This is a genomic window from Pseudomonas sp. St290 (assembly GCF_018325805.1).
In the GTDB taxonomy this organism is placed as follows: domain Bacteria; phylum Pseudomonadota; class Gammaproteobacteria; order Pseudomonadales; family Pseudomonadaceae; genus Aquipseudomonas; species Aquipseudomonas bijieensis.
The window spans coordinates 3,103,722-3,129,996 of record NZ_AP014703.1 but is presented as its reverse complement, the minus strand read 5'-3'; the positions used below and the strand labels follow the sequence as shown (position 1 = coordinate 3,129,996).

Sequence of the window (26,275 nt, the reverse complement as noted above, 5' to 3'; positions counted from 1 at the left end):
TTCGATGACGTCGCTTTATTGGCCCTATTGGCTGGCCCATTACTACAACTACCTGGAGATCGCGACCATCGTGGTCGCGGTACTGATCCTGATCTCCAGCCTGGACGATCTGATCATTGACCTGTGGTACTGGTCTCGTCGCCTGTACCGCAAGTTCACCGTGGACCGCAAATACCGGCCGTTGACCGCCGAACAACTGTTGGCCCGGGACGAACAGCCCCTGGCGATCATGGTCCCGGCCTGGCTGGAATACGACGTCATCGCGCCGATGATCGAGAACATGGTGTCCACGCTCGACTACCAGAACTACGTGGTCTTCGTCGGCACGTACATCAACGACCAACGCACCATCGACGAAGTCGAGCGGATGCGCAGGCGCTACAAACAACTGCATCGGGTGGAAGTGCCCCATGCCGGGCCGACCTGCAAGGCCGACTGTTTGAACTGGGTGATCCAGGCGATTTTCCTGCATGAAAAAACCCATGGCATGACCTTCGCCGGCGTCGTCTTGCACGACAGCGAAGACGTGCTGCATCCATTGGAACTGCGACTGTTCAACTACCTGCTGCCGCGCAAGGACATGATCCAGTTGCCGGTGGTTTCGCTGGAGCGCAACTGGTACGAATGGGTCGCGGGTGTCTACATGGACGAATTCGCCGAATGGCATGGCAAGGACCTGGTAGTGCGTGAAAGCATGACCGACACCGTGCCCTCGGCCGGCGTCGGCACCTGTTTTTCCCACCGTGCCTTGCGGGTGCTGGCCGGTGAAACCGAAAACCAGCCGTTCAACACCGACAGCCTCACCGAGGACTACGACGTTGGCGCACGCTTGGCCAAGGTGGGCATGAACGCGATCTTCGTACGTTTTCCGGTGCAGTTCCGGGTGCTGCGCAAATCCTGGTTCCGCAAACCCTACGAATCGACCCTGACGATGCCGCTGTGCGTGCGCGAGTTTTTCCCCGACACGTTCCGCACTGCCTTCCGGCAGAAGGCCCGCTGGACCCTGGGCATCGGCTTGCAAGGCTGGGAGCAGATGGGCTGGAACGGCTCGCTGGCCAACCGATACCTGCTGTTTCGCGACCGCAAGGGGGTGGTGACGGCATTCGTGAGCATCATTGCCTACGTCATCCTGGTACAGCTGCTGGGCTTGATCATCCTGCGCAACAGCGGCTTGTGGGATATCACCTTCCCTACGCCGTTTGAAAGCAACAGTCTGGTCAAATACCTGCTGTTGGCCAACGGCGTCGCCCTGGCCTGGCGCATCGCGCACCGCTATTACTTCACCACCGTGTTGTACGGCTGGCAGCATGGCTTGCTGTCCATGCCCCGCATGCTGGTCGGCAACTTCGTCAACTTCATGGCCGCCTCCCGGGCCTGGCGCATGTTCCTGGTGGGCAAGGTGATGAATCGCAAGCTGGTCTGGGACAAGACCATGCACGACTTCCCTTCCACCGACCTGGTGGCCATTGCGCCGCGCCGCCTGGGCAGCGTGTTGCTGTCCTGGCAAGCCATCACCGACACGGACCTGCAAAGCGCCCTCGACGAACAACAGTCGCGCAACGTACCGCTGGGACGAATTCTGCTCAATAACGGCTGGCTGGACGATGAAACCCTGGCTGAAGCCATCGCGTTCCAGAATGACCTGCCCCGGGTCTTTGACGTCGCCGAAAAAGCCGCTGCCTCGGCATCCACCTTGAGCGCCGAGTTTGCCTTGCGCTGGCGAGCCGTGTCCCTGGGACGCAACGGCGAAGGCCGCGAACAGATCGCCGTCGCCAATCCCTTGCCCGACGAAGGCCTGCAACAGGTCAGCGCCGAACTGGGCAGCGAACCTGTGCAATTGATCGCGCGCGAAAGTGAAATTCTCGCGCTGTTGCGCAAGTTGCCTGCGGACAACGGTCATGCCGTACCCGATGCCCGGGCGCCGCTGCTGGGCGACCTGCTGATCGAAATGGGGCTGCTCGATCGCGACGAATTCAGTCGCGTGATGCTCCAGTACCGGCCCCAACACCACGGCCGCATCGGCGATTACCTGGTCGACAGCGGCGTGCTGCCACGCACGACGATCGAACAGGCCGTGGCCCGCCAGCACAATCTCTACCCGACGGAGCTCCCGGCATGAACCGCCCCTTCCTGACCCTTTTGGCCACGGGGCTGAGCCTGATACCTGCGTTTGCTCCTGCCGAAACGTTGCCGTTGCCATTGTCCGGCCCGGCCTATACCGCCGCCAACGACGCCTACAGCGCCTACGAACGCAAGGATTACGACCTGGCCATCGCCAAGGCACGCGAGGCCCTGCGCCTGCGTGCCGATGTGACACGCCTGAACACCCTGATCGAGTTGGCCGAGCGGGACAAGAAACGGCGCGACCACCCCCAGCCCCTGGCAGCCTCTCGTCCCACTCGCGCGGCGCCGGGTTTCATCGCCGCATCCCAGGGATTCAAAGCCTATGACCGCGGACAATTCGGCCTGGCCGCGCAATCGGCTCGCAAGGCCGTCGCCCAGGCCCCCCGACGCCATGACTATCGCCTGTTGCTGATCGATTCCCTGGAACGCCAACAACACCTGGAAGAAGCCGACCGCGCCACCAGCGATGCCCTTGGTGTCTTTGCCAACGACAACACGTTGTTGATGCGCCGCAAAGCCATTCGCCGTCAACTGGCCGTCCCGCTGGCGACCCAGGGTTATCGCGCCCTGGAACAAGGCAACACAGCCCTGGCCGTGGACCAGGCGCGCAAAGCGGTGGCCTGGGCCCCGGAAATCGCCGCCAACCAACAATTACTCATCAGCGCATTGTTGGCGGCGAAGGATTACGTCTCCGCCGAACAGGCCGCTTCTACCGCGCTGGCGGTGGACGACCGCCAAGCCGCCCCTTGGGTCTTGCGCAGCTATGCCCGTAACCGCCAGGGCAAGACGCAGGCGGCCCAGGACGATCTGAACCAAGCCCAGAGCCTTGCGGGTCTGTCGGCAAGGGAGGCTCGTGACATCCGCTCCGCCCAGGCCCAATCCACACCACCGGTCCTGCTATGTCAGGAAAGCACCTACGGTCTGACCTGCGCCATCTCGCCGGGAAACACCAACGAACAGGCTCCGCAGAGTGACCTGCAGCTTGCTTACAATTTGGTTCGGGCCGGCGACGACGAAGCAGCCCATACGGCGTTCCGCAAGGCGGACGCCACCTCTCGACTGGCACCGGCACCCGCCCAGGACGCCGCCTACAACGCCATGCGGGTCCATGAAGACGACGAGGCCGTGGCGTACTTCAAGCGCGTCATCGATGGGCAAAAAACCGCAGAGTCGCCGCTCTCCGCGCAACAGCTGTTCGATACCCGCCGCACCGTGGGTGACGTTTCGCGCACTATCGGCCTGACCAGCACCACCAGCTATCGCGGCAACAGTTCCAGTGGCCTGAGCGCCGCCCCGGGTTCCAGCAGCAGCGGCAGTCAAAGCAATGACTTGCTGCAAAACAGCACCGAGCTGTCGTGGCGTCCGCTGGGCTATCGCAATGGCCGCTTTGTCGAACTCTACGGACGCATCACCGACACTCTCTGGAGCAAGAACAGCGATTCGGACACGGGCGCGGATGCCTTGCAAGGCGCCCTCGGCGTACGGGTCAAGCCTTTCAGTTCGGTCAACATCATGGCGGCCCTTGAACGGACCTTCCCGCTCGGTTCTTCCAATGTCGACGGCGATTGGTTGGTGCGACTCGGTTACGGTTCGAGCATCGGCACCGATCTGCGGGTCGATGTGCCGAGCTGGTGGACCTCCCAGCTGTATGCCGAGGTCGGTCACTACATCGAAGACTCGCGGGATTACTTCAACAGCGAATGGCAAGTGGGCCGCAGTTATGCCATCGGCGGGACCGGCTCGCGCTGGGTGACCTTTCCCCATGTCGTCGCGGCGATCGACTACGATTCCAAGATGAAGAGCGAAGCCGGCGGTGGTTTTTCTTCCGGCGACGCGGGGGGTATCGGGATAGGAAACAACGTACGCTATTGGTTCCGGGAAGACGCCTACAACGCGCCACGTTCCTATGTGGACTTTTCCCTGCAATACCGAGCCAGGGTGTTTGGCGAGGATCGCGCCAAAGGCGTGTTCGCGCGCCTGACCTACTCCTATTGAGGACGTTGGTGTGATGCCCGGTCCATCGGTACGAAAAGCGGTTCGCCTTGCCGAGCCGCGACTACACTGCCTCCAGAAGGGACTTGTTTGAAAAGCTTCGCGAAGTTCGTCAATCGCAAGACCGTCGCGGCGCTGTTACTGGCCGTGCTCCTCGGCGCAGGTACAGGGACGTACTACATGAGCACTATCACTGCGAAACCGAACATCGTCGGTATCGTCTGGCAGCCGGACAACCAGACCGTCGGCATCAGCGGCAATTGGGAAAGACTGGGGGTACACGAGCTACTGGTGCAATGGACTGTAGTGGACGACCAGGCCTTCGTGCCCGGCACCGGCCTGCCCGGCGTACCGGTACTGCCGGACTGGGCGCGCATCGCCAAGACGCCCTGGGCCCAGGATGTCATCCTCGGGCTGGCCGGCTACTTCAGTGAGAACCGCTCACGGGACGACATCGAGCAACTGGCAGCGCTGTCGGAGCGTATTGCCGGGTTGCCGACACCATTGCATGTCACCGGCTGGTACTTTCCGGCCGAAGTCGACCCCAGTTGGGCGGCTGCCAAGGAGTTGCCGGCCTTGCTGGCCAAACTGCCGCGCCCGCTGTGGATCAGCGTCTACGATGGCGCCAACATCGGCCCCGCCGCTACCGCAGACTGGCTCAAGCAGTGGTTGCCGAACGACATCGGCGTGTTTTTCCAGGACGGCGTCGGCGTCTACGCCCGCACCGCCCCGGTGGCCCGGAACTATGCAGATGCCCTGCGTGATCGACTTGGCAAGGATCGCGTGCGGATCATCGTCGAAGCCTTCCGTCCCCAATACGGCGGTGGCTTCCGCTCCGCCACAGTCGCCGAACTCACACCCCAACTGGCGGCCTATGCAGGCTACCCGCTCTACTTGTTCGACGGGCCGCACTACATGACGCCGACCTTGGTGGACCAACTGAAACAAGCCCTGGCCCAGCCTTGATCAGGCCTTCAAGCCATCCGCTTGCCCTCGCTTTACTGAGTTTGTATCAGTCTGTATATGAAGTGCGGACTGATACGAAACAATGGATTTCGCCCTCTCCCGACACACACCGTCGATACATCCGCGCGTTTAACTTTGATCACCGGACAGCAACACATTCGCTGCCACGGCCCACTCAATCAAGCGCAAGGAGAGTCATCATGTTCAATTTCTCGAAAGTATCGTCCCTGGCTATCGCCCTGACATTGGTGGGCGGTGTCGGCCTGTCGAACGCGGCCTCGGCAAAGAACGCCCCGGCCCAGGCTGCGCATCAACTGGCTGAAGGCGGCTCCGATCGTTTGATCCAGAATCGCGTGGCCGAAGGCGGCTCTGATCGCTTGATCGAGAATCGCGTGGCGGAAGGTGGTGCTGATCGGTTGCAGGAATTGCGTGAACGCAGTGCGGTGTGAAGCGATTTTGTGGCGTGGGAGCTTGCTCCTTCGCCACAAAAGCCAATAAGGCTCAAGGCTTGATGTTCTTCAGCTCATTGAGCAACGCAAGCAGTTGCTGCATCTTTTCCTCGCCGAACTGTTCTTCGATCCGCCGATAGTTGCTTTCCATGCCTTCGCTCATGGACACGAAGCACTGCTGCCCAAGCTCGGTCAGCCCGACAAAGACCCGCCGCTGATCCTGGCTGGACTTCTGCCGACGCACCAGGCCATCACGCTCCAGGCGACTGAGCACACCGGTCATGCTCGGCTTGAGGATACAGGCCTGATGAGCGAGCTGATGGCTTTCCAGCTCCCCTTGCTGGTGCAGGATGCGGATCACCCGCCATTGCTGTTCCGTGAGGTCATGCTGGTTCAGCGCCGGTCGAAAAAAAGCCATGGCGGCTTCGCGGGCTTGCAACAGCGTCAGGGTCAATGAAGGTCTGGGGTTGGCCATGTTCGGATTGATTTGAATGGGCGAGTCGGCAGCTTAGTGTCGCCATCACACCGCTGCAAGAGCAGCCGTGGCGAGGGGATTTATCCCCGCTCGGGCGCGAAGCGGCCCTCAGATGAGACTCTGCGGCGCATCGACTCATTGGGTCTGCTTCGCAGCCCAACGGGGATAAATCCCCTCGCCACAAATAAGTATTGGTCTCCATCATTAGTGGTGCTCAACGCAACCCCGATTGCCGCTGGCGATACTCCCCCGGAGTAAGCTGCGCGTAACGCTGGAAAAACCGGCTGAAATACGCCGGATCCTTGAACCCGAGCTGGTAGCAGATTTCATTGGCCGAGCTGCCGGTGAACAACAACAGGCGCTTGGCCTCTTGCATCAGCCGCTCCATGATCAGGCGCTTGGAAGGCAGGTCGGCGATACGTCGGCACACGTCGTTAAGGCGCGCCTCGGTCACGCCGATGCCTTCGGCATAGCGCGACAGCGGCCAGTGCTGCAGGTAGTGGGCCTCGATCAGCTCGCTGAAGCGATGAAAGATCTTCAGGTCCTCATGCCGCGCCGGCCTGGCCTCCAGGGAGTTCGAACACAAGCGCAATAGACTGATCATGATCAGCCGCGTCAACCCGTCCAGCGCTGCGCTGCGTCCCGGACGCCCCGCCACCACCTCCTCGCTCAGCTCCTCGAACAGGTACTCCAGCCGTCGCACCTCCCCCGCCTGCTCAAGCCCCAGTTGCGCCAGCGCCACACAGGCGGCCGGCATTTGCACGCCTGCCGGCGCCAGGCTCGGGTCGGCGTCGATCAGCTGCCATACCAATTGCTGGCGCACCGTCAGAACATGCCCGTCACTGTCAGCCTCGGTCACGAAGGAATGGGGGATGGTCGGCGGGGTGAGAAAAAACATCGGGCCGGACTCGACGTACTGCTGGTCATCGAGATACACGCGCACGGTGCCGCTCTTGACGTAGTGCACCTGGAAGAAACGATCGTGGCGGTGGACCGGCATGTTGCGGCCGAAAAAGTCGGCCAGGTTGGCGAGCCGGTCGTAATGCACTTCGGCGTCGCTGTAACGCTGGTCGTACACCTGACCGATGTTGATGTTCGGGATCGGCTGGCGGTCAGTCATCACGCAGTACTCGTTTTTATTCTGGTTCAGGTGCCTGTCGTACTCATCCTGCCTCGAATCCGACAAGGCAACCAGTGCCCGGTCATTCTGTCACGCTTGACGATAGTTAACATCTTAATTATAACTGTTAACACATTAACAATAACCGCAGAGCCCTCATCCCTCTGCCATCGCCAGGAGACAAGCATGAGCCGTGCCCTGCATGACGTCGCGACCGGCACCCTGTTCGGGGTCGCGCTGAACTACCAGGGGCTGCTGAAGCAGCGCCTCGCCGAGTTCGAGCAACCGCCCTATCAGAAGCCGCCGCTCAAGCCTGTGCTATTCATCAAGACGCCCAATACCCGTAACCGGCACGACGCCGATGTGGTTCATCCCGGTCACGGCGAAATACTGCAACCAGGGCCGGCGCTTGGCGTGGTGATGGGCAAGTCGGCCAGTCGCGTCAGCGCCGCCCAAGCCTTGGACTACGTGGCCGGCTACACCGTCGTCAATGAATTCAGCCTGCCGGAAGACAGCTACTACCGCCCCGCCGTCAAGGCCAAGTGCCGGGACGGCTTCTGTGCCGTCGGCCCGGAACTGGTGCCGACCGCCCAGGTGACCGACCCTCACAGCCTGGCGATCACCCTGTATGTCAACGGCGAGGTACGCCAGCAAAACAGCACGGCGAACTTCGTCCGCAATATTCCCCAATTGATCGCCGAGATCAGCGAATTCATGACCCTGCATGCCGGCGACGTGCTGATCACCGGCACACCTGAAGGTCGGGTCGATGTCCAGCCCGGCGATCGTGTCGAAGTGGAGATCAGCGGCCTGGGCCGTCTCGTCAATACCGTCGTGGCCGAGGAAACAGGAGCAGGTTCATGAAACACGCGCGCATTCGTTTTGACGGCCAGATCCACGCCGTTACCGTTGAAGCCGACAACGCCGTGCGCCTGGCCGACGGTCGCCTGTTGGCCGAGGATCAGGTCCAGTGGCTGCCACCGGCGGAAGGCAGCATGTTCGCCCTGGGCCTGAACTACGCCGATCACGCCGCCGAACTGGCGTTCAAACCGCCGACCGAACCCCTGGCGTTCATCAAGTCACCCGGCACCTACACCGGCCACAACCAGGTGACCTGGCGCCCCGACAACGTCGCCTACATGCATTACGAGTGCGAACTGGTGGCGGTCATCGGCAAGGAGGCACGCAACGTCAAGCGCGAGGATGCATTGGACTACCTGGCCGGCTACACCGTGTGCAACGACTACGCGATTCGCGACTACCTGGAAAACTACTACCGCCCCAACCTGCGGGTGAAGAACCGCGACGCCACCACGCCTGTCGGCCCATGGATCGTCGATGTGGCCGATGTGCCGGACCCGAGCAACCTGACGCTGCGCACCTGGATCAACGGTGAACTGCGCCAGGAAGGCAGCACGAAGGACATGATTTTCGACATCCCCTACCTGATCGAATACCTGTCCGGCTTCATGACCTTGCAACCCGGCGACATGATCGCCACCGGCACGCCGGAAGGCCTGGCGGACGTGGTGCCCGGCGATGAAGTGATCGTGGAAGTGCAAGGCGTCGGTCGCCTGGTCAACCACATTGTCAGCGAAGCCGAGTTCTTCGCATCCCGTAAAGAGGCTTGAGCAGCATGATCAAACACTGGATCAACGGCCGTGAGGTCGAAAGCAAAGACGTCTTCGTCAACTACAACCCGGCCACTGGCGAAGCCATCGGCGAAGTTGCCAGCGGCGGTGCCGAGGAAGTGGCCCAAGCAGTCGCAGCAGCCAAGGAAGCGTTTCCGAAATGGGCCAACACCCCGGCCAAGGAACGCGCCCGACTGATGCGCAAACTCGGTGAGCTGATCGAGCAAAACGTGCCTAAGCTGGCCGAACTGGAAACCCTCGACACCGGTTTGCCGATCCACCAGACCAAGAACGTGCTGATCCCTCGGGCCTCCCACAACTTCGACTTCTTTGCCGAAGTCTGCACGCGGATGGACGGTCATACCTATCCGGTCGACGACCAGATGCTCAACTACACCCTGTACCAGCCGGTGGGGGTCTGTGGACTGGTATCGCCGTGGAACGTGCCGTTCATGACCGCGACCTGGAAGACCGCGCCATGCCTGGCATTGGGCAATACTGCCGTGCTGAAGATGTCCGAGCTGTCGCCGCTGACCGCCAACGAGCTGGGTCGCCTGGCGGTCGAGGCTGGCCTGCCCAATGGCGTGCTGAACGTGATCCAGGGCTATGGCGCAACCGCTGGCGATGCGTTGGTGCGCCACCCGGATGTGCGAGCGATTTCCTTCACCGGCGGCACTGCCACCGGCAAGAAAATCATGCAGACAGCCGGTTTGAAAAAGTATTCGATGGAACTGGGCGGCAAGTCGCCGGTACTGATTTTCGAAGACGCCGACCTTGAGCGGGCCCTTGATGCGGCGCTGTTCACCATTTTTTCCCTCAATGGCGAACGCTGCACCGCCGGCAGCCGGATCTTCATCCAGGAAAGCGTCTACCCGCAGTTCGTGGCCGAGTTCGCCGCCCGGGCCAAGCGCCTGATCGTCGGCGATCCGCAGGATCCGAAAACCCAGGTCGGCTCGATGATCACCCAGGCCCACTACGACAAGGTCACCGGCTACATCAAGATCGGTCTCGAAGAAGGTGCCACCCTCCTGGCCGGTGGCCTGGAACGTCCGGCCAATTTGCCGGCCCACTTGAGCCGCGGCCAGTTCATCCAGCCGACAGTGTTCGCCGACGTGAACAACAACATGCGTATCGCCCAGGAAGAAATCTTCGGGCCGGTGGTGTGCCTGATCCCGTTCAAGGACGAGGCCCAAGCCCTGCAATTGGCCAACGACACCGAATACGGCCTGGCCTCGTATATCTGGACCCAGGACATCGGCAAGGCCCATCGCCTGGCCCATGGCATCGAGGCCGGCATGGTGTTCATCAACAGCCAGAACGTACGTGACCTGCGCCAGCCTTTCGGCGGCGTAAAGGGTTCCGGAACCGGCCGCGAAGGTGGACAGTACAGCTTTGAAGTGTTCGCCGAGATCAAGAACGTCTGCATTTCCATGGGCAGTCATCACATACCGCGGTGGGGGGTGTAAACCCAACCAAGCCTGATGATAAACCCTGCGGCGAGGGGATTTATCCCTGTTCCTGTGGGAGCAAGGCTTGCCCGCGATGAAGGCGATGCGGTTTTTTCAGAAATCGGGGCGCCTGTTTCGCGAGCAAGCTTTGCTCCCACATAGAGGGGATATCCCTCACCACAGGCGCTGTGACTCACCGATTACTCGAAGCTCAACAAGAACAATTTTTTCAGGAGAATCATCATGGGCGAAGTCGTCCTGGCTGCGAAAATCTGCCACGTTCCCTCGATGTACCTGTCCGAGCTGCCCGGCAAGCACCACGGCTGCCGCGCGGCGGCGATTGCCGGCCACAAGGAGATCGGCCGCCGCGCCCGCGAACTGGGCGCCGACACTGCCGTGGTGTTCGACGTGCACTGGCTGGTCAACAGTGCCTATCACGTCAACAGTGGCGAACAATTCAAAGGCATCTACACCAGCAACGAACTGCCGCACTTCATCAAGAACATGGAGTACGAGTACTCGGGGGCCCCGGAACTGGGCGAATTGATCGCCGCCGAGGCCAATGCCGCCGACGTGCGCACCCTGGCCCACAACATCCCAAGCCTGGAGCTGGAATACGGCACGCTGGTGCCCATGCGCTACATGCACATGGATGTCCCGCAGGCACAGAAATTCAACGTCGTGTCGATTGCCGCCTGGTGCGCCTGGCACCGTCTGCAAGACAGCTTCACCTTTGGCGCCGCCGTGCGCCGGGCCATCGAGAAAAGCGATCGCAAGGTACTGGTGCTGGCTTCCGGCTCGCTGTCGCACCGTTTTTCCGATGATCGCGACGCCGAAGCCAACATCCACAACTGGACCCGCGAGTTCGATAAACAAGTCGACCTGCACGTCGTCGAACTGTGGCGCCAGGGCCGCTGGAAAGAGTTCTGCGCCATGCTTCCGGACTACGCCGAACACTGCTTTGGCGAAGGCAAGATGCATGACACGGCGATGCTGCTGGGGCTGCTCGGCGGACCGGACTACGACAAGCCCGCCGAGATCATCACCGAACCTTTCGGCAGCTCCGGCACCGGCCAGATCAACGCTGTCTTCCCTGTTTGACACTGCGGCCGTACGGCATCCCCGTGCGGCCTGAAGGAGCCGTTCATGCCGCATTTCATCGCTGAATACACCGACAACATCGAACAGCAGGCCGACCTGCCCGGCCTGTTTGAAAAGGTCCACGCCTTGCTGGGCGACAGCGGCGTGTTTCCCCTGGGCGGCATCCGCAGCCGCGGCGTGCGCCTGGATACCTGGCGCATGGCCGACGGCAAGCACGACTACGCCTTCATGCACATGACCTTGAAAGTCGGCCATGGCCGTGACCTCGCCACGCGCCAGAAAGTCGCGGAAAAACTCTTCGAGGTGATCACCGCGCATTTCGCCGAACTCCAGGCCCAACGCCTGCTGGCCCTGTCCTTCGAGATGATCGAGCTGCACGAACAGCTCAATTTCAAGGCCAACAACGTCCACGCCTTCCTCAAGGGCCAGGCCAGCTGAATCCGTCTGCCCCGCGCTCCCCATCGGCCTCTCTGACAAAAAGTACAAGATAATGAGCACAGCCAATACCGCCGACACTGCCGGCACTGTCGCGCACGACCGCACCCATGCCACCATCACCTGGCGGCTGATGCCGCTGCTGCTGGTCTGTTACCTCTTCGCCCACCTGGATCGCATCAACATCGGTTTCGCGAAGATGCAGATGAGCGCCGACCTGCAGTTCAGCGACACGGTCTACGGTTTTGGCGCCGGGCTGTTCTTCATCGCCTATGCGCTGTTTGGCGTACCCAGCAACATGGCCCTGGACCGCGTCGGTCCGCGACGCTGGATCGCCACGCTGATGGTGGTCTGGGGCGCCTTGTCCACCGGCATGTTCCTCATCGAAAGCGCCGCCGGTTTCTACGTATTGCGCTTTCTGCTCGGCGTGGCCGAGGCCGGTTTCTTTCCCGGCATCCTGGTTTTCCTCAACCGTTGGTATCCGGCCCGGCGCCGGGCCCAGGTGACCGCGTTGTTCGCCATCGCCGTGCCGATGGCCGGGGTGATTGGCGGGCCATTGTCCGGCGGCATTCTCGAGCATTTCCATGACCTTGGCGGCCTGCGCGGCTGGCAATGGATGTTTGTCATTGAAGGGCTGCCGGTGATCCTCCTGGGCCTCGTCGTGCTCAAGTGCCTGCCGGACAGTTTCGAGGCGGTCAAGTGGCTCACACCACAAGCCAAGCAGCAACTGCGCGAACAACTGAGTCTTGAAGAACAGCGCAAATCCATCACCTCGTTCTCGGCGATCCTCAACAACCCGCAGGTCTGGTTGCTGGTAGCGGTGTACTTCGCCGTGATGCTGGCGGTGAACACCCTGGCCTTCTGGATGCCCACCCTGATCCACGGCGCCGGCATCGGCAGCGACGGCAAGGTCGGGCTACTCAGCGCCGTGCCCTATCTGGCCGGCTGCTTCTTCATGATCGGTTGCGGGCGTTCCTCTGACCGCAATCGCGAACGCCGCTGGCACCTGTGTGTGCCGCTGTTGATGGCAGCGCTGGGCATTGCGCTCGCCGGGCTTTCACCCGGCAACCCGACCCTGGTGCTGGCTGGCCTGATCGTCGCCGGCATGGGCGCCAGCGCGGCGTTGCCGATGTTCTGGCAATTGCCGCCGGCGTTCCTGTCCAACGGTACCCAAGCCGCCGGGATCGCGCTGATCAGCTCCTTCGGCAGCATCGCCTCATTCTTCGCGCCCTACCTGATCGGCTGGATGCGCGACACCACCCAGAGCGCCAGCCTCGCCCTGTATGTGCTGGCCCTGCTCATCGCCCTTGGCGGCTTGCTGGTGCTGCGCACCCGGGCCGCCATCGTCAATCCTCACTAAGAGACCCTTGCCATGCTCGACCAGAACTTCATCCAGCAAGCCGCCGCCCGCCTCGACCAAGCCGAGCGCTGCCGCGAGCAGGTGCGGCAGTTTTCCCTCGACCACCCGGACATCACCATCGAGGATGCCTACGCCATCCAGCGTGCGTGGGTGGCACAAAAGATCAAGGACGGGCGCAAGCTGGTCGGCCACAAGATCGGCCTGACCTCCCGGGCCATGCAGGTATCGTCGAACATCACCGAGCCGGACTACGGCGCGCTGCTCGACGACATGTTTTTCGACGAAGGCACCGACATCCCGTTCGAGCGCTTCATCGTGCCACGGGTGGAAGTGGAGCTGGCGTTCATTCTCGGCAAGCCGTTGAAAGGCCCGAACGTGACGGTGTTCGACGTGCTCGACGCCACCGAATGGGTGATCCCGGCGCTGGAAATCATCGATGCGCGTATCCAGCAGATCGATCCGCAGACCAAGGCAACCCGCAAGGTCTTCGACACCATCTCCGACAACGCCGCCAATGCCGGCGTGGTCATGGGCGGTCGCGCCGTACGCCCGACCGAGATTGACCTGCGCAAAGTGCCGGCGGTGCTCTACCGCAACGGCGTGATCGAAGAATCCGGCGTCTCGGCGGCGGTGCTCAATCACCCGGCCAAAGGCGTGGCCTGGCTGGCGAACAAGCTGGCGGCTTATGACGTTACCCTGCAACCAGGACAGATCATCCTCGGTGGTTCCTTCACCCGCCCCGTGGCCGCCAGCCCCGGCGATACCTTCCATGTCGACTACGACATGCTCGGTTCCATCGCCTGCCGTTTCGTCTGATCGGAGACCGCCTCATGGACATGCCCATCAATACCTTCAAGCAACGCCTGCGCAGCGGCGAGGCGCAGATCGGCCTGTGGCTGGGGTTGGCCGATGCCTACTGTGCGGAACTGGCGGCCAATGCCGGCTTCGACTGGCTGCTGATCGACGGTGAACACGCGCCCAACGACTTGCGCACCCTGCTCGGCCAACTCCAGGCCGTGGCCCCCTACCCCAGCCAGCCGGTGATACGCCCAGTGATCGGTGACACGGCACTGATCAAGCAAGTGCTCGACATCGGCGTGCAGACCTTGCTGGTGCCGATGGTGGAAAGTGCCGGGCAGGCGCGCGAACTGGTGCGCGCCATCCACTACCCGCCCCACGGTGTACGTGGTGTAGGCAGCGCACTGGCCCGGGCGTCACGCTGGAACAGCATCCCCGGCTATCTCGATAAAGCCGATGAACAGATGTGCCTGCTGGTGCAGATCGAAAGCCGCGAAGGCCTGGCCAACCTGGATGCCATTGCGGCGGTGGAAGGCGTGGATGGGGTCTTTATCGGCCCGGCGGACTTGAGCGCGTCCATGGGCTTTCGTGGCAATCCAGGGCACCCGGATGTGCAAGCGGCCATCGAAGACGCCATCGCCCGCATCCGCAAGGCTGGTAAAGCGGCCGGGATTCTCAGCGCCGATGAGAAACTGGCCCGCCGCTACATCGAACTCGGCGCGGCATTTGTCGCGGTGGGCGTGGATACGACGGTGTTGATGCGGGGTTTGCAGACGCTGGCGGCGATGTTCAAAGACACACCAAAACCTGCGGCTGGCGGCGTGTACTGAGTTTGCCGCATCCCATGTGGCGAGGGGATTTATCCCCGCTGGACTGCGCAGCAGGCCCTATATCTGCCGACTCGGTGTTTCGGGTCCATCAAGGTGGCTTTTCCAGGGGCTGCTGCGCAGCCCAACGGGGATAAATCCCCTCGCCACAAAAGCTGACCTCTCTTGGCGATCTCAACGCCTGATCGCCTTCAGGTCATTGAGCAACCCCAGCAACGTCTGCAATTTTTCCTCCCCTAACTTGTCCTGCAGACGCTGGTAATTCTCTTCCATGCTCTGGCTCATCGAATCGAAGCTCGCTTGCCCTTGCGGCGCCAGGCGCACCAGCACCCGGCGCTGATCCTGTTCGGCCTTGCGCCGCTCCACCATGCCCGCCGCTTCCATGCGCACCAGCACACCGGTCATGCTGGGCTTGAGGATGCAGGCCAGCTCGGCCAGGCGATTGATCTCCAGCTCGTCGTGCTGGCTGAGAATACGGATGACCCGCCATTGCTGCTCGGTCAAGCCATGTTGATTGAGGGAAGGTCGGAAAAACCCCATGGCCGCTTCACGGGCCTGTAGCAGGGTGAGGGTCAAGGATTGGCGCGGTTTGGGCATGGAGAGTAGTCGCGAGGAGGATTAGTTAACGAGTTAACTAAATCCTAACAGCTTCGGCGCCGAGTTACCTGTGGCAAGAGGATTATTCCCCTGCCACAAGGATTGGACTCGCGCCTGAACGCCTGTAACAGCTCAAGCGCCCTTGATCACGCCCTTGAGCACCTCTTTGAAATGCTCGACCTGTTCCTCGCTGAACTGGCCGAACACCTTGTCCTGCTGCTCCTTGGCGATGGCCCAGAGCCCTTCGGTCTCATCGATGCCTTTGACAGTCAGGCGTACCCGCTCGCCCTCATCGCTCACCAGCCCCTTGCGCTTGAGGTTGGCCACGGCTTCTTCGATCTCGCGCACCGGCATCGCCACTTCCCGCTGCAGGTCGCACAGGTTCAGCCCGGCGTCGTTCTCCAGCACCATCAACATCCGCGCTTCGCTGGTGCGTAACCCCGTGGACAACTGACGTGGCTGGTAGCTGGCCTGGTAGGCCCGCAGTGCCTGGGTCATCAGGTAATACAGGTTGTGGCTCAAGCGTCCCTGGAAGTGGCTGCTGGGGGACTGGCCCTCTTCCCGCCTGGTCATGCGAGTGTGGGGCAAGACCATCGAGTAGGCGCCCTGGTGGTAGAGCAACGGAGAGCGGCCGAAGTCGTCAAAGGCCACGACCTTGCCAATCATGATCCAGTGATCGCCGCCATCGACCTGCTGGAATTTTTCACAGTGAAAACGCGCCGAGCAGTCCACAAATACCGGAGCACCGCCTTCGCCGATGTCGAATTGGATTTCAGCGAAACGGTCCTCCTTGGGCCGGGCGAAGTTGTTCGACAGGTCTATCTGGTCGGCGGCCAGCACGTTCACCGCAAAATGGCTGGCGGCTTCGAACACCTCGTGACTGCTGGAGCGCTTGTCGATGCTCCACAGGATCAGTGGCGGGTCCAGGGACACCGAGTTGAAACTGTTGGCCGTCACACCGACCTTGCGGCCATCTTCAGTGGCAGCCGTGACCACGGTCACGCCGGTGGCAAAGTTACCCAGGGCCCGGCGGAACGCACGGGTGTCGAAAGCGGTATTACAAAGACTGGACATGCAAGACTCCCGGCCGCCTCAAGCGACGGCCTCGATTATTGTTCTGGAGGACAGGCGGTCAAACCATGGAAGGGTCAGGCTCAAGGCCCATCAACTCACGACCGAGGATCTGCGCGCAGACGTCGTAGTCGGTGTAGGCATGGGCGCCGGTCAGGTGGGCGTCGCGGAACAATCGCTGCAATTCATTGTTTTCGAACCAGGCGCCGCCACCGGCCGCCTCCATCAAACGGTCGACGGCCTGGATGCACATCTTGGTGGCGTAGCCCTGGTTGGTCCGCCAGAACGCCAGGGTTTCCCGGCTTGGGTATTCGTGGCGCTCGCCGTACTCGGCGTGCTCCTGCCAGGTTTTTTCCAGGAAGGCACGGGCTGCCGCCACCTGATGGGTAGACTCGGCCAGGCGCATCAACGCCGGGGTGGCGGCACCGACGGCCGCACCGGTATAGGCCCGTACGCGGTTCCTGGTTTTCTCGCGAAAGACCTCCAGCATGCGTTCGGCCACGCCCAGGCTGACCGTGGAGAAACCGCTGGCGAAGTACGGCCGGTACGGTGAGTAGAAAATCTTGCTGTCAGGGTACAGACCGAACCCGCCGGACTTGCCTTCCATCATGTCCTTGGCTTTCTGGATCCGGTGTTCCGGCACGAAAACGTTATCGATGATCAAGGTCTTGCTGCCACTGCCACGCATGCCCACCGCGAACCAGTCATCGCGAATTTCATAGTCACTGCGCGGCAGCACCGCAAAGCAATAATCCTGGGTGCCTTCGGCGTTTTTACGGCGAAACCCCACGATCGCCCATTCGGCATGATCGCAGCCGCTGCTCCAGCCCATTTCACCGCTGAACATCACACCGCCCTCGACTTCCTCGGTGCGACCAAACGGTGCGATGCTGCTGCTGGCGGTGGCATCGGGGTCATCGCCCCAGATGTCCTGCTGGGCCTTGGCCGGGAACATTGCCAACTGATGGCTGTGGGTGCACAACAGGCTCATGGCCCAGGCCGTGCTGGCACAGGCACCGGCCAGCAGCGCGATGCAGTCGGCGAACTGCGGCAGGGAAATCTCCAGGCCACCGTATGGTTTTGGCTGGAAGGCCCGGTGCATGCCAATGCTTTTGAGCAAGGCGATATTCTCGGCAGGCACGCTACGGTCTTTCTCCGCCTGGAAGGCATTGGCGGCAATGACCGGCAGGAGGGGCTTGAGGTCTTCGAGCAGCGGATTTGGCTTTTTCATGGACGGGCTCTTTTATTATTGGCATCTGCCGATCCCGCCTTTGCCCGACAACCCAAGGTTGCACAAGCAAAGGGATCAGCGATTAAGGCCGGTCCAGTATGGGCAATCGCAAGCAGGTGAAAAATGCACCTTCCAGATCCAAGATTGTACTTTTCATGGGGCAGGTTTCGGTCCCATGGCGCGCTCGGTCAAATACCCCGGCACGGATGATCAAGACAGGCGCCCTCATCAGGGCCCTTAATAGAGCCATCCCCTGCAAGGCCTTGTGTAGGCGTTGCAACGGAGTTTCCTTTCACTTTGTCAGGTTGCGTCATGATCAATATCGAAACGCCCACCTATTACACGGCCACCAAGAAATACAACCTCAGCTTCCCCACCCTGGAACAGGACGTAGAAGCCGATGTCGTGGTGATTGGCGGCGGTTTCTCCGGCATCAATACCGCGCTGGAGCTCGCCGAAAAAGGCATCACCAACATCGTGGTGCTGGAGGCGCGTTATCTTGGGTTCGGCGGCACCGGGCGCAATGGCGGACAGATCATGGCCGGCATCGGTCACGACCTGGAAAAGATCAAGAAGGACGTAGGTGAAGACGGCCTGCGCCAGGTCTTCGAGATCAGCGACCTGGGCGCCGACATCATCAAGGACCGTATCGCCAAATACGATATCGACGCCGATTTCTGCCACGGCTACGGCTACATGGGTTTCAACGCCCGCCAGGAAAAGACCCTGCGGGCCTGGGAAAAAGACTTCAAGTCGATCAACAGCAAGCACGAGATCCGCTTTCTCGGCGGCTCCGACGTGCAGCAGATCATCGGCTCCAAGGCCTACGGCAGCGCATTGCTGCACATGGGCGGCGGGCATGTGCACTCGCTGAACCTGTTGCTGGGTGAAGCCAAGGCCCTGGTCAGCCACGGTGTGCGGATTTTCGAGAACAGCCCGGCCCTGGAAGTCAGCTATGGCGAACGCATCACCGTGCGCACCGGACGCGGCTCGGTGAAGGCCAGCAAGCTGCTTTGGGCCTGCGACAGTTTCCTCAACAAGCTGGAGCCGGAACTGCACCGTTCGACCATCAACACCTACGCCTTCCAGATGATGACCGAGCCGTTGTCGGACGAACTGATCCAGCGCATCAGCCCGATTCGCGGCGCCTACAGCGACATTCGTCCGGTGATCGACTATTACCGCGTCACCAACGAAAACCGCCTGCTGTTCGGCGCCGCCACGCCATTGGTGGAGCATATCCCCCAGGATCTCAAGGCCTGGAACCGGCGCCTGATGCTGAAAATTTTCCCGTACCTCAAGGACGTGAAGATCGACCTGGCCTGGGGCGGCCCGATGGCGTGCAGCCCGAACCTGTTTCCGCAGATCGGCACCCTGCCCGGTCGCAGCAACGCGTTTTTCGTCCAGGGCTACTCAGGTTTTGGCGTCACCCCAAGCCACATTATCTGCAAGGTGCTGGCCGAGGGCATGAGCGAAGGCTCGGCGCGCTACGACCTGGTCAGCTCGATCCACCGCCCGACCATCATCGGCAAAGACGCCATTCGCCCATTGCTGCTGACCGCCGGCAAGTCCTGGCATCAGCTGTCGGGTTACTGGAACGGCCGGCGCTGAGACGAGCGGTTGAACATAAACCCGGTGGCGAGGGGATTTATCCACGCTGGCTGCGAAGCAGCCAAAAAGCAGCACAGATACAAGTTTTTCAGGGCCGCTGCGCGCCCAGCGGGGATAAATCCCCTCGCCAAAAAAGCCCCATTCAACTTCGCTGTTTTTCACTCACCAGGAGTCACTGCCATGCCCCTCATCACCCTCGAAAAAGACATCCAGCTGTCCGACCTGGACGCCTGGGGCACCGTCGCCGATCTCGGTTCGCAGATTCTCGAAGGCGAAGTCAAGGCCTTCGGCAAGATGACCTTCGGCGCCCCCACCGACCCGGTCAGCAGCGCCTACTTCGGCACCACCCAAGGCAAGTTCCGGATGGTCTACCCGTTCGCCGAACAAGCCACCGTGGTCACCGGTGAAGTGGTCCTCACCGACGAGGCCACCGGCCAGAGCACCCGCTACACGGCCGGCGACAGCTGGTTCGTGACCAAGGGCACGCCGGTGCTGTGGGAAGTGGTCAGCGATAGTTTCGTCAAGCACTACTTCGCGGTAGTCTGACCGCACCGGGCTGCCGGCCCCACCGGCGGCCCCTTGCGAAGGTTTGCCCCATGAACGTCATCCCGACCCAGGACATCGCCGGCCAGTGCCTGCACGCCTTCACCCAGCTGGTTCCCGTCAGCCGGGCGGCGTTCTACTGCGTGGATCGACACCTGCAAGTCCACGACTTCAGCCTCCATGGGATGAGCGGCGAGATGCACCGCGACTACCTGGACAACTACCGCCAGTTCGACCCACTGCATCCGCGCCGCTGTGCGTCCAGCGAGCTGGCCGTGGTGCCGTTGGGGCTGGCGATGGCTCGCCAACCGCTGCGTGACAACCATCGTTATCGCGACTTTCTGCAACGCTACGGCGTGGTCGACGTGGTGGAAGTCTTCGCCCATCGAGACGGCCAGCCCCAAGCCGCGATTTCGTTGCTGCGCACCGCCGAGCAAGGTGTCTTCACCTCTCAGCAGTTGAGCCAACTGAACGCGTTGCAGGCCTTGCTGCAACTGGCCGTGGCCCATCTACCGGCCCATGAAGATGCACTGGCCGACCTGACGCCCAAGGAGCGCCAGATCGCCTGGCTACTGCGCCAAGGCGTCAGCAACAAACAATTGGCCCGGGAACTGGACGTCGGCTTGCCGACCATCAAGACTCACCTGATCCACCTGTTCCGCAAAGTCGGTGTGAGCAGTCGCACCGAGTTGGTCAGCGCACTGTTCCTCTGATCAACCATTTGGTTGATAGGCCGTCGTTGCCCGGCGCTCCATGATCCGAGTGGCTACTTCAACCACCGGAGCCTTGCAATGAGCACATCTTCAGACTGGATCACCGTCGGCGCCCTGGCCGATGGCTTTGCCCCCGAAGCCTTCATCCTGCCAAACCTGGCTGACCTGGACGGCAAGACCTTCACCCTGCATTTCGCCAACGGCTGGCAGATCGAGCACCGCTTCGAACAGGACACCCTGACCTGGAGCGCCGCCGATGGGCATTCCAGCGGCACCGCGACCTACCGGGCCACATCCGTACGCCCGGGCCTGTACCTGGTGGACTTCATCAAGCGCGAAGGCGAGCTGACGTCGTCGGTAAGCCTGGTGCTCGATACCGCCAGCGCCGCCTTCACCGCCGTGATCGGCCGCATGCCGAGCCAGCAAGAAACCGGTGAAGGTCTCTACAGCCGCGCGTTGACCGGCAAGCCCCTGACCTCGGTTCAAACGCAATTCCTGCACGGCAGTCTCGACCGTCCCTGGCAGCCTGGCCTGTGCCCGCACGCACCGACCACCGAGCTGGTGGGGCTGCGCAACCTGTATCGCTACAGCCCGAGCGAAGTCTACGAACACATTTACCTCAACGACCAGTTCTACTCCTGGCAGTGCCTCAAGGGCGTTGAGCAAGGCCTGTGCGACACCGATCGCTGCGACACCTACAGGATCGCCGATCAGTTGTACCTGTTCGTGTGGCGAGAAAAGATCATCCCGACCCTGGGCCTGGTGCTGATCGACCTGCAACAGCACCGCAGCGACGGCAAAATCTTCGGCTACGCCGGTGAATCCTTCGATGAGTTTTCCAACTTCCCGGTCAGTTCCTACTGCCAGGTGCTCAATCAGACGGAGTACCCCGATGCCTGAATCACGCACCGTGGTGATCACCGGTGCCGGCACCGGCATCGGTGCGGCCTGCGCCCGCCTGCATGCCGCCGAAGGCGCCAACCTGGTACTGATCGGCCGCCGTCGCGAGCCCCTGGAAGCGCTCGCCGAGGACATCGGCGGCCTGGTGCTGGTGGGCGACGCAGCCTGCCCCAACACCTGGGACGGCTTCGTCGAGCAGATTCGCACGCGTTTTGGCCGACTCGATGTGCTGCTGGCCTGTGCCGGTGGCATGGGATTGGGCAGCGCCACCGAAACCGCCCCGTCGTCCTGGGAGGCAGCCATGCGCAGCAATCTCGACAGCGCCTTCTACAGCGCCCGGGCTTGCCTGCCACTGCTGCGGGAAAGCGCCGGCAACATTGTGCTGATCGCCTCCATTGCTTCATTGGCGGCGGGCCCGCACGTGTGCGGCTACACCACCGCCAAGCATGCTCTGCTGGGTCTCAACCGCTCCCTGGCCAGGGACTATGGGCCTCACGGCGTGCGGGTCAATGCGGTTTGCCCTGGCTGGGTGCGCACGCCCATGGCCGATGAAGAGATGCAGGTATTGATGCAATTCCATGGCGAAACCTTGCAGCAGGCCTATGACCGGGTCTGCGCCGACGTGCCGTTGCGCAGGCCGGCCAGCGCGACGGAAATCGCCAACGTCTGCCGTTTCCTGGCCTCGCCTGAAGCGTCCATCATCACCGGGGCGACGCTGGTGGCCGATGGCGGCTCCAGCATCGTCGACGTGCCGACGCTGGCCTTCAGCCGGATGGAGGCCAGCGATGTCTGACGATCTGGATTTCAGCGGCCAGACCGTACTGGTCACGGGCGGTGCACAAGGTATTGGCCGGGCCATCGTCGAAGCGTTTGCCCTGCGCGGGGCCCAGGTGGTCATCGCCGACCTGGGCCTGGCCCGGGCCGAGGCAGTGGCCGACGAATTGACCGCCGTGGGCTGTCAGGTGCAAGCCGTGGGCGTCGACCTGGCCGACGCGACGGCGATATTCGGGATGATGACCGCGCTGGAGCAACGCTTGGGCCGGCTGGATATCCTGGTGCACAACGCCGGGTATTTTCCACTGACGCCATTCGCCGAGATCACCCCGTCGATACTTGAACGAACGCTGGCGGTGAACCTGTCGGCGCTGTTCTGGCTGACCCAGGCCGCACTGCCGATGTTCCGGCGCCAGGGCCGAGGCTGCGTGCTGGTGACATCCTCGGTCACCGGGCCGCGGGTAGCGTATCCGGGGCTCAGCCACTACGCGGCCTCCAAGGCCGGGGTCAATGGTTTCATTCGCAACGCCGCGCTGGAACTGGCGGCCGAGAATGTCCGCGTCAACGGGGTCGAACCGGGCATGATCGCCACACCGGCCATGGCCAACCTGGGCGACGATGAGGTCAATCAGGACATCGCCCGCCGGGTGCCGCTGGGTCGACTGGGCCAACCGAACGACATCGCAGGCGCCATGCTGTTCCTGGCATCGAGCCTGGCCGGCTATGTGACCGGGCAGACCTTGGTGGTCGATGGCGGTTCGACCTTGCCGGAGGTTTTAACCTGAATGGGGGTGAGTCTGCTTGCGGTGGAGGTGGCTGGACCACCGTCATCGCGAGCGGGCTCGCTCCCACATTTTATCCAGCCATCAACTCCCTCTGTGGGAGCGAGCTGGCTCGCGATAGCGATCGTCCACCTCGCTCAAGCCACCCCCTGCCCCACCTGCAAACGGCTGGAGCGAAACTCCTTGGGCGACAGCTCGAACTGCTTCTTGAATGAACGGCTGAAATGCGCCGAATCGGTGAAGCCCCACTTGTAGGCGATCGAGGTAATGGACTCGTCCCGCAGGAACGGGTTGGTCAGGTCATCGGCACTGCGCTTGAGCCGGGCCCGCTGGATGTAGCGGCAAACGCTGTCATCCTGCTCTTCGAACAAACGATACAGATGCCGCACCGAAATATTCAGCCGATTGGCCAGGCCCACCGGGGTGAGGCCGGGCTGGCTGAGTGATTCGTCGATGACCTTCTGCACATAGCTGCGCAAGTGGCTGCCCTGTAACGCAACGCCCTCGTCACGGGCATCGCTGCCCTGTTCCAGGGCCGAGCCCAACAGCGAAACGAAGGCACTCTGCAAGGCTTCACCCTCGCCCGCCGCGCCATCACCGTCCGGTGTGTCCTTGCACAACTGGTCCATCAACACATGCAGCATCCGCCCGCACGCCTTGCTGGACGACACCTTGCCGAAGGTCTTGGTTTCCCCGCCCAGTTGCCGCGACACTTTCTGGCGAGACAAGGACAGCACCGCGTGCTCGATCAGGCCGAACGGGCTGATCTCAAGCGCCCCTACGGAATCCATCAACAACAATTCACCGGGCGCCAATTGAATACTCCGGCCATTCTGAGTAATGCGGCAGTAGCCGCTGCGCTGGCTGACCAGGAGGCAATCCTGGTCATCATCGTGATCGGCGTTGGATGAGTGACGCTTGATGCTACCGGCATTGGTCCGCAGGTTCGCGAGGGCAAGGCCACCGCGATGGACATTCGATACTTCACCAATGAACAACGCACGATTGAAGGCCAGCTCGGTATCGAAGTGGCCGCAAGTCGCCCGCAGATCCCGGTTCCAGGCGTCCAGACCGTCTTGTCCAACCTGTTGCATGCTCATGGCGTTCTCCGCAGTGGCTTATTGTTTTTGTACGGCAATAGTTAACATGTTATCTATATGCACGCAACAAGTACCTGATCGCCAGAGCAGTAGCAGGAATGATGCCAGGGCAGAGAATCGAATCAGAGCGTTGCCAGCACTCGTTGCAGGCCGCTCAAGGTCGCCAGCAAGACGCTGCGCTGCTCGCGGCTCAACGGGATATAGCGACGAAAGGCCGGCATGCGATTGACCACTTCGCTACCGCCCATGTGTTCCAGGCGCACGCACCACTGGTGTCCCTGCAGGTCAATGCGCAGCCGTTTGAAATCCAGCGGCATAAGGGCTTGATACAGCACAGGGTCCTTCTCCACAGCCGTCTGCACTCTGGTCGCCAGGTCACTGTGCCCGTCCCGCTGCCGACAACGAATACCACTGCGCCGGACAGCCCCGCCGTGGTGCAATTCCAGGCGTGCCGTGCCCTCTCGGGAAGCAGGCACGCGCAGCACGAACTCGGTCATCACCAGGTGCATCAGCAACTGCGATTCGGTGCGTTCGACAACCTCCAGTTGCAGGTTGCCATCGTCGCTGACAGCCGTCGCCATCGCCGGGCCGGTGACTTCGAATCGCGCCAGTGCGATGTTGCGTCGCAGGTGCTCCAGGGTTACCCCGGGCCGATAACCGGCCGGGGGGCGCTGGGGGCTGAACAACTCAGACAGTTTTTGCAGCAGGCTCGATAAACTCGTCCGCAGGTTGCCCTGGCTCATGGGAAAACTCCTTGGCCAGTACGTCTTCCACCGACGCTGGCTTGAATGGATTGACCTTCTGCACCACCAGGGTCCAGAACAAGGCATACGCTGCGGTGCCGCCGAGCATCACCGCGAATGGAATGTAGATGTCCGCCGGGTTCATGCCAGGCGGTGTGATGAACCACATGCCCAGGACAATGCCGACACTGGACACGATTTGTGGCAACGGGAACCACGGCGAGCGATAGGCCCTCGGCAGATCAGGGCGACGAATGCGCAGGCTGACCACCGACACGGTCACCAGCAGGTAGGCAAAGCTCCAGGCACACACCGCAGCCAGCACCAGGTGCATGATGTTGTCGGTATTGCCACCCAGCCACAACGCATGCAGGCAGGGAATCAGCATCGCCATCAGGATGCACAGCAGCGGCGTCTTGAAGCGCGGGTGCAGATACGTGAAAACCTTCGGCAAGGCGCCATCCACCGCCATGCCATAGAGAATCCGCGGCACGCCAGCCATCAGGGTGTTGATGGTCGCCGCACCGGCAAACAGAAAGCCGATCCCCAGCCACATCGGGCCGATATCGCCCATGACCTGTTCGGCGAACCGTGGAATCGCCATGGGGGTGTCCAGCAGATGCACACCGCTGGTGGCATCGAGCAGCACGTTTTCCACCTGGCGCTTCATCGCCGCACCGTAGATGAACATGCAGGTGGCGACGCTGAACAAGCCCAGCATCATGGCCCGGGGCATGGTCCGGGCGGAGTGACGCAGGTCCGGGGCCAGCGGCGTGACGAATTCACAGCCGACGAACATGAACATGGCCATGCCCACCAACGACAACACCGTGACCAGATCGGTGCCCACCATGGATGCACCGAACCAGCCCTCCAGCTCCACCGCTGGTGCGGCGATCAGGCCCAACACGCCGAACACCATCAGGGTGGTCCACATGCCGAACGTCAGGATGATTTCGGCCCGGCCAAAGGCGCTGACGCCAAACGCATTGAGCACGCCAAAGACCACCACGAACCCCACGCCCAGCAACCAGGAGCCGCCTGCCGATTCGGCCAGGGTGTTGAGGTGTTCGAAATTCACCAGGGCCATGACACCGGCCAGGATGGTCTCGGCGGTGCCGGCGAACACATGGACAATCAGATAGGCCGACAAGGTACCGGTAATCGCGAAGAAGCGTCCCATGCCACAGTTGATGTAGTCATAGACCGAGCCGGTGGTGGGCAGAATCGACGCCGCCTCGGCAAACGTCGTCGCCTGGGCCAGCATCATTATCACGGCGATCAGCATCGCCACGGCAAAGGCGCTGCCGCCGATGCCAAAGCCCATGGTCGCGGTGAGAATCACGGGGCTCGCCATGATCAGGCCAATGGTGCTGGCCAACGCAGTGGGAAAACCCACCGAACCCCGGTTCAAGTGCTCGGAGAGCCTGTCATTGATCGACATGGTGCAAGATCCTCGAAAGCGGATTTTTAGTATGGATGCC

26 protein-coding genes are annotated in these 26,275 nt (G+C 61.9%); 18 read left to right on the top strand and 8 right to left on the bottom strand.

Annotated features, from left to right (window positions below; genetic code table 11):
* Window positions 1-4: 4 nt before the first annotated feature.
* From PBDP_RS13805 to PBDP_RS13790, 4 genes are all read left to right on the top strand, one after another.
* Window positions 5-2,119 carry a glycosyl transferase family protein gene (locus tag PBDP_RS13805; RefSeq protein WP_116832313.1) on the top strand — a complete coding sequence of 705 codons (2,115 nt, stop codon included), beginning with the start codon at window positions 5-7 and terminating at the stop codon, window positions 2,117-2,119.
* Window positions 2,116-4,119 (top strand): bacteriophage N4 adsorption protein A, encoded by a 2,004-nt coding sequence (locus PBDP_RS13800; RefSeq protein WP_212802403.1) that lies wholly within the window; start codon window positions 2,116-2,118, stop codon window positions 4,117-4,119. Before PBDP_RS13805 ends, PBDP_RS13800 begins: the two co-directional genes overlap by 4 nt.
* 177 nt (window positions 4,120-4,296) lie before the next feature.
* Window positions 4,297-5,082 (top strand): alpha-amylase family protein, encoded by a 786-nt coding sequence (locus PBDP_RS13795; protein ID WP_249411862.1) that lies wholly within the window; start codon window positions 4,297-4,299, stop codon window positions 5,080-5,082.
* A 200-nt stretch (window positions 5,083-5,282) separates the two neighbouring features.
* Window positions 5,283-5,531: a phage infection protein gene (locus PBDP_RS13790; RefSeq protein ID WP_109756595.1), complete on the top strand. Its 249-nt coding sequence runs from the start codon at window positions 5,283-5,285 to the stop codon at window positions 5,529-5,531.
* Window positions 5,532-5,583: 52 nt separating this feature from the next.
* Here the strand turns inward: PBDP_RS13790 and hpaR (PBDP_RS13785) are convergent, their stop codons facing one another.
* Together hpaR (PBDP_RS13785) and hpaA are read right to left on the bottom strand one after the other, a co-directional pair.
* On the bottom strand, window positions 5,584-6,006 hold the full coding sequence (gene hpaR, locus PBDP_RS13785; RefSeq protein ID WP_116832310.1) for a homoprotocatechuate degradation operon regulator HpaR: 423 nt from the start codon (window positions 6,004-6,006) through the stop codon (window positions 5,584-5,586).
* Window positions 6,007-6,220: 214 nt separating this feature from the next.
* Complete coding sequence (gene hpaA, locus PBDP_RS13780) at window positions 6,221-7,126, bottom strand: 4-hydroxyphenylacetate catabolism regulatory protein HpaA (protein ID WP_212802401.1); 906 nt, start codon at window positions 7,124-7,126, stop codon at window positions 6,221-6,223.
* Between the two features lie 186 nt (window positions 7,127-7,312).
* Here hpaA and PBDP_RS13775 point away from each other — a divergent pair, with 186 nt between their 5' ends.
* The 8 genes from PBDP_RS13775 (at window position 7,313) to hpaI (ending at window position 14,729) form a co-directional block, all read left to right on the top strand.
* Window positions 7,313-7,990, top strand: coding sequence for a fumarylacetoacetate hydrolase family protein (locus PBDP_RS13775; RefSeq protein ID WP_109756599.1), 678 nt, complete (start codon window positions 7,313-7,315; stop codon window positions 7,988-7,990).
* Window positions 7,987-8,757 (top strand): fumarylacetoacetate hydrolase family protein, encoded by a 771-nt coding sequence (locus PBDP_RS13770; RefSeq protein WP_109756600.1) that lies wholly within the window; start codon window positions 7,987-7,989, stop codon window positions 8,755-8,757. The genes PBDP_RS13775 and PBDP_RS13770 overlap by 4 nt, the downstream gene beginning before the upstream one ends.
* Window positions 8,758-8,762: 5 nt before the next feature.
* Window positions 8,763-10,223, top strand: coding sequence for a 5-carboxymethyl-2-hydroxymuconate semialdehyde dehydrogenase (gene hpaE / locus PBDP_RS13765; RefSeq protein WP_109756601.1), 1,461 nt, complete (start codon window positions 8,763-8,765; stop codon window positions 10,221-10,223).
* A gap of 225 nt (window positions 10,224-10,448) precedes the next feature.
* Complete coding sequence (gene hpaD / locus PBDP_RS13760) at window positions 10,449-11,306, top strand: 3,4-dihydroxyphenylacetate 2,3-dioxygenase (protein WP_109756602.1); 858 nt, start codon at window positions 10,449-10,451, stop codon at window positions 11,304-11,306.
* Between the two features lie 45 nt (window positions 11,307-11,351).
* Window positions 11,352-11,744 carry a tautomerase family protein gene (locus tag PBDP_RS13755; RefSeq protein WP_212802400.1) on the top strand — a complete coding sequence of 131 codons (393 nt, stop codon included), beginning with the start codon at window positions 11,352-11,354 and terminating at the stop codon, window positions 11,742-11,744.
* A gap of 52 nt (window positions 11,745-11,796) precedes the next feature.
* Window positions 11,797-13,101: an MFS transporter gene (locus PBDP_RS13750; protein WP_116832308.1), complete on the top strand. Its 1,305-nt coding sequence runs from the start codon at window positions 11,797-11,799 to the stop codon at window positions 13,099-13,101.
* 12 nt (window positions 13,102-13,113) lie between these two features.
* Window positions 13,114-13,917 (top strand): 2-oxo-hept-4-ene-1,7-dioate hydratase, encoded by an 804-nt coding sequence (hpaH, locus tag PBDP_RS13745; RefSeq protein ID WP_212802399.1) that lies wholly within the window; start codon window positions 13,114-13,116, stop codon window positions 13,915-13,917.
* Between the two features lie 14 nt (window positions 13,918-13,931).
* Window positions 13,932-14,729 carry a 4-hydroxy-2-oxoheptanedioate aldolase gene (hpaI, locus tag PBDP_RS13740; protein ID WP_212802398.1) on the top strand — a complete coding sequence of 266 codons (798 nt, stop codon included), beginning with the start codon at window positions 13,932-13,934 and terminating at the stop codon, window positions 14,727-14,729.
* A gap of 171 nt (window positions 14,730-14,900) precedes the next feature.
* Here the strand turns inward: hpaI and hpaR (PBDP_RS13735) are convergent, their stop codons facing one another.
* The 3 genes from hpaR (PBDP_RS13735) to PBDP_RS13725 form a co-directional block, all read right to left on the bottom strand.
* Window positions 14,901-15,323, bottom strand: coding sequence for a homoprotocatechuate degradation operon regulator HpaR (gene hpaR / locus PBDP_RS13735; RefSeq protein ID WP_109756606.1), 423 nt, complete (start codon window positions 15,321-15,323; stop codon window positions 14,901-14,903).
* A 132-nt stretch (window positions 15,324-15,455) separates the two neighbouring features.
* Window positions 15,456-16,397 (bottom strand): p-hydroxyphenylacetate 3-hydroxylase reductase component, encoded by a 942-nt coding sequence (locus tag PBDP_RS13730; RefSeq protein WP_109756607.1) that lies wholly within the window; start codon window positions 16,395-16,397, stop codon window positions 15,456-15,458.
* Between the two features lie 58 nt (window positions 16,398-16,455).
* The gene (locus PBDP_RS13725) at window positions 16,456-17,625 is read right to left on the bottom strand and encodes a p-hydroxyphenylacetate 3-hydroxylase oxygenase component (protein ID WP_212802397.1); all 1,170 of its coding nucleotides are present in this window, start codon (window positions 17,623-17,625) and stop codon (window positions 16,456-16,458) included.
* Between the two features lie 312 nt (window positions 17,626-17,937).
* On the opposite strand from PBDP_RS13725, the gene PBDP_RS13720 reads away from it, so the two are divergent.
* The 6 genes from PBDP_RS13720 (at window position 17,938) to PBDP_RS13695 (ending at window position 22,951) form a co-directional block, all read left to right on the top strand.
* A complete protein-coding gene (locus PBDP_RS13720) occupies window positions 17,938-19,236 on the top strand; it encodes an NAD(P)/FAD-dependent oxidoreductase (RefSeq protein ID WP_163853819.1) in 1,299 nt (432 codons plus the stop codon).
* Between the two features lie 180 nt (window positions 19,237-19,416).
* Entirely contained in the window at window positions 19,417-19,782 is a 366-nt protein-coding gene (locus tag PBDP_RS13715) for a cupin domain-containing protein (RefSeq protein WP_116832302.1), read from the top strand.
* A gap of 50 nt (window positions 19,783-19,832) precedes the next feature.
* On the top strand, window positions 19,833-20,492 hold the full coding sequence (locus PBDP_RS13710; RefSeq protein WP_109756612.1) for a helix-turn-helix transcriptional regulator: 660 nt from the start codon (window positions 19,833-19,835) through the stop codon (window positions 20,490-20,492).
* A gap of 78 nt (window positions 20,493-20,570) precedes the next feature.
* A complete protein-coding gene (locus PBDP_RS13705) occupies window positions 20,571-21,392 on the top strand; it encodes a molybdenum cofactor biosynthesis F family protein (protein WP_109756613.1) in 822 nt (273 codons plus the stop codon).
* Window positions 21,385-22,185, top strand: coding sequence for an SDR family NAD(P)-dependent oxidoreductase (locus tag PBDP_RS13700; protein ID WP_109756614.1), 801 nt, complete (start codon window positions 21,385-21,387; stop codon window positions 22,183-22,185). Before PBDP_RS13705 ends, PBDP_RS13700 begins: the two co-directional genes overlap by 8 nt.
* Entirely contained in the window at window positions 22,178-22,951 is a 774-nt protein-coding gene (locus PBDP_RS13695; RefSeq protein WP_176687959.1) for an SDR family oxidoreductase, read from the top strand. Before PBDP_RS13700 ends, PBDP_RS13695 begins: the two co-directional genes overlap by 8 nt.
* A gap of 134 nt (window positions 22,952-23,085) precedes the next feature.
* Here PBDP_RS13695 and feaR read toward each other — a convergent pair whose 3' ends face one another.
* The 3 genes from feaR to PBDP_RS13680 form a co-directional block, all read right to left on the bottom strand.
* Window positions 23,086-24,048, bottom strand: coding sequence for a transcriptional regulator FeaR (gene feaR / locus PBDP_RS13690; RefSeq protein ID WP_163853821.1), 963 nt, complete (start codon window positions 24,046-24,048; stop codon window positions 23,086-23,088).
* A gap of 122 nt (window positions 24,049-24,170) precedes the next feature.
* Complete coding sequence (locus PBDP_RS13685; RefSeq protein WP_162893824.1) at window positions 24,171-24,791, bottom strand: DUF3156 family protein; 621 nt, start codon at window positions 24,789-24,791, stop codon at window positions 24,171-24,173.
* Window positions 24,736-26,235, bottom strand: coding sequence for an APC family permease (locus PBDP_RS13680; RefSeq protein ID WP_212802396.1), 1,500 nt, complete (start codon window positions 26,233-26,235; stop codon window positions 24,736-24,738). The genes PBDP_RS13685 and PBDP_RS13680 overlap by 56 nt, the downstream gene beginning before the upstream one ends.
* Between the last annotated feature and the right edge of the window lie 40 nt (window positions 26,236-26,275).

What these genes read in the sequence shown, in the direction of transcription:
- PBDP_RS13695 (WP_176687959.1), top strand. Translation starts at nt 22,178, where the DNA reads ATGTCTGACGATCTGGATTTCAGCGGCCAGACCGTACTGGTCACGGGC.
- PBDP_RS13805 (WP_116832313.1), top strand. Translation starts at nt 5, where the DNA reads ATGACGTCGCTTTATTGGCCCTATTGGCTGGCCCATTACTACAACTAC.
- PBDP_RS13725 (WP_212802397.1), bottom strand. Translation starts at nt 17,625, where the DNA reads ATGAAAAAGCCAAATCCGCTGCTCGAAGACCTCAAGCCCCTCCTGCCG.
- feaR (WP_163853821.1), bottom strand. Translation starts at nt 24,048, where the DNA reads ATGAGCATGCAACAGGTTGGACAAGACGGTCTGGACGCCTGGAACCGG.
- PBDP_RS13715 (WP_116832302.1), top strand. Translation starts at nt 19,417, where the DNA reads ATGCCCCTCATCACCCTCGAAAAAGACATCCAGCTGTCCGACCTGGAC.
- PBDP_RS13795 (WP_249411862.1), top strand. Translation starts at nt 4,297, where the DNA reads ATGAGCACTATCACTGCGAAACCGAACATCGTCGGTATCGTCTGGCAG.
- hpaH (WP_212802399.1), top strand. Translation starts at nt 13,114, where the DNA reads ATGCTCGACCAGAACTTCATCCAGCAAGCCGCCGCCCGCCTCGACCAA.
- PBDP_RS13750 (WP_116832308.1), top strand. Translation starts at nt 11,797, where the DNA reads ATGAGCACAGCCAATACCGCCGACACTGCCGGCACTGTCGCGCACGAC.
- hpaR (WP_109756606.1), bottom strand. Translation starts at nt 15,323, where the DNA reads ATGCCCAAACCGCGCCAATCCTTGACCCTCACCCTGCTACAGGCCCGT.
- PBDP_RS13800 (WP_212802403.1), top strand. Translation starts at nt 2,116, where the DNA reads ATGAACCGCCCCTTCCTGACCCTTTTGGCCACGGGGCTGAGCCTGATA.
- hpaR (WP_116832310.1), bottom strand. Translation starts at nt 6,006, where the DNA reads ATGGCCAACCCCAGACCTTCATTGACCCTGACGCTGTTGCAAGCCCGC.
- PBDP_RS13700 (WP_109756614.1), top strand. Translation starts at nt 21,385, where the DNA reads ATGCCTGAATCACGCACCGTGGTGATCACCGGTGCCGGCACCGGCATC.
- hpaD (WP_109756602.1), top strand. Translation starts at nt 10,449, where the DNA reads ATGGGCGAAGTCGTCCTGGCTGCGAAAATCTGCCACGTTCCCTCGATG.
- PBDP_RS13680 (WP_212802396.1), bottom strand. Translation starts at nt 26,235, where the DNA reads ATGTCGATCAATGACAGGCTCTCCGAGCACTTGAACCGGGGTTCGGTG.
- PBDP_RS13775 (WP_109756599.1), top strand. Translation starts at nt 7,313, where the DNA reads ATGAGCCGTGCCCTGCATGACGTCGCGACCGGCACCCTGTTCGGGGTC.
- PBDP_RS13730 (WP_109756607.1), bottom strand. Translation starts at nt 16,397, where the DNA reads ATGTCCAGTCTTTGTAATACCGCTTTCGACACCCGTGCGTTCCGCCGG.
- PBDP_RS13720 (WP_163853819.1), top strand. Translation starts at nt 17,938, where the DNA reads ATGATCAATATCGAAACGCCCACCTATTACACGGCCACCAAGAAATAC.
- PBDP_RS13790 (WP_109756595.1), top strand. Translation starts at nt 5,283, where the DNA reads ATGTTCAATTTCTCGAAAGTATCGTCCCTGGCTATCGCCCTGACATTG.
- hpaE (WP_109756601.1), top strand. Translation starts at nt 8,763, where the DNA reads ATGATCAAACACTGGATCAACGGCCGTGAGGTCGAAAGCAAAGACGTC.
- PBDP_RS13770 (WP_109756600.1), top strand. Translation starts at nt 7,987, where the DNA reads ATGAAACACGCGCGCATTCGTTTTGACGGCCAGATCCACGCCGTTACC.
- PBDP_RS13710 (WP_109756612.1), top strand. Translation starts at nt 19,833, where the DNA reads ATGAACGTCATCCCGACCCAGGACATCGCCGGCCAGTGCCTGCACGCC.
- PBDP_RS13705 (WP_109756613.1), top strand. Translation starts at nt 20,571, where the DNA reads ATGAGCACATCTTCAGACTGGATCACCGTCGGCGCCCTGGCCGATGGC.
- PBDP_RS13685 (WP_162893824.1), bottom strand. Translation starts at nt 24,791, where the DNA reads ATGAGCCAGGGCAACCTGCGGACGAGTTTATCGAGCCTGCTGCAAAAA.
- hpaA (WP_212802401.1), bottom strand. Translation starts at nt 7,126, where the DNA reads ATGACTGACCGCCAGCCGATCCCGAACATCAACATCGGTCAGGTGTAC.
- PBDP_RS13755 (WP_212802400.1), top strand. Translation starts at nt 11,352, where the DNA reads ATGCCGCATTTCATCGCTGAATACACCGACAACATCGAACAGCAGGCC.
- hpaI (WP_212802398.1), top strand. Translation starts at nt 13,932, where the DNA reads ATGGACATGCCCATCAATACCTTCAAGCAACGCCTGCGCAGCGGCGAG.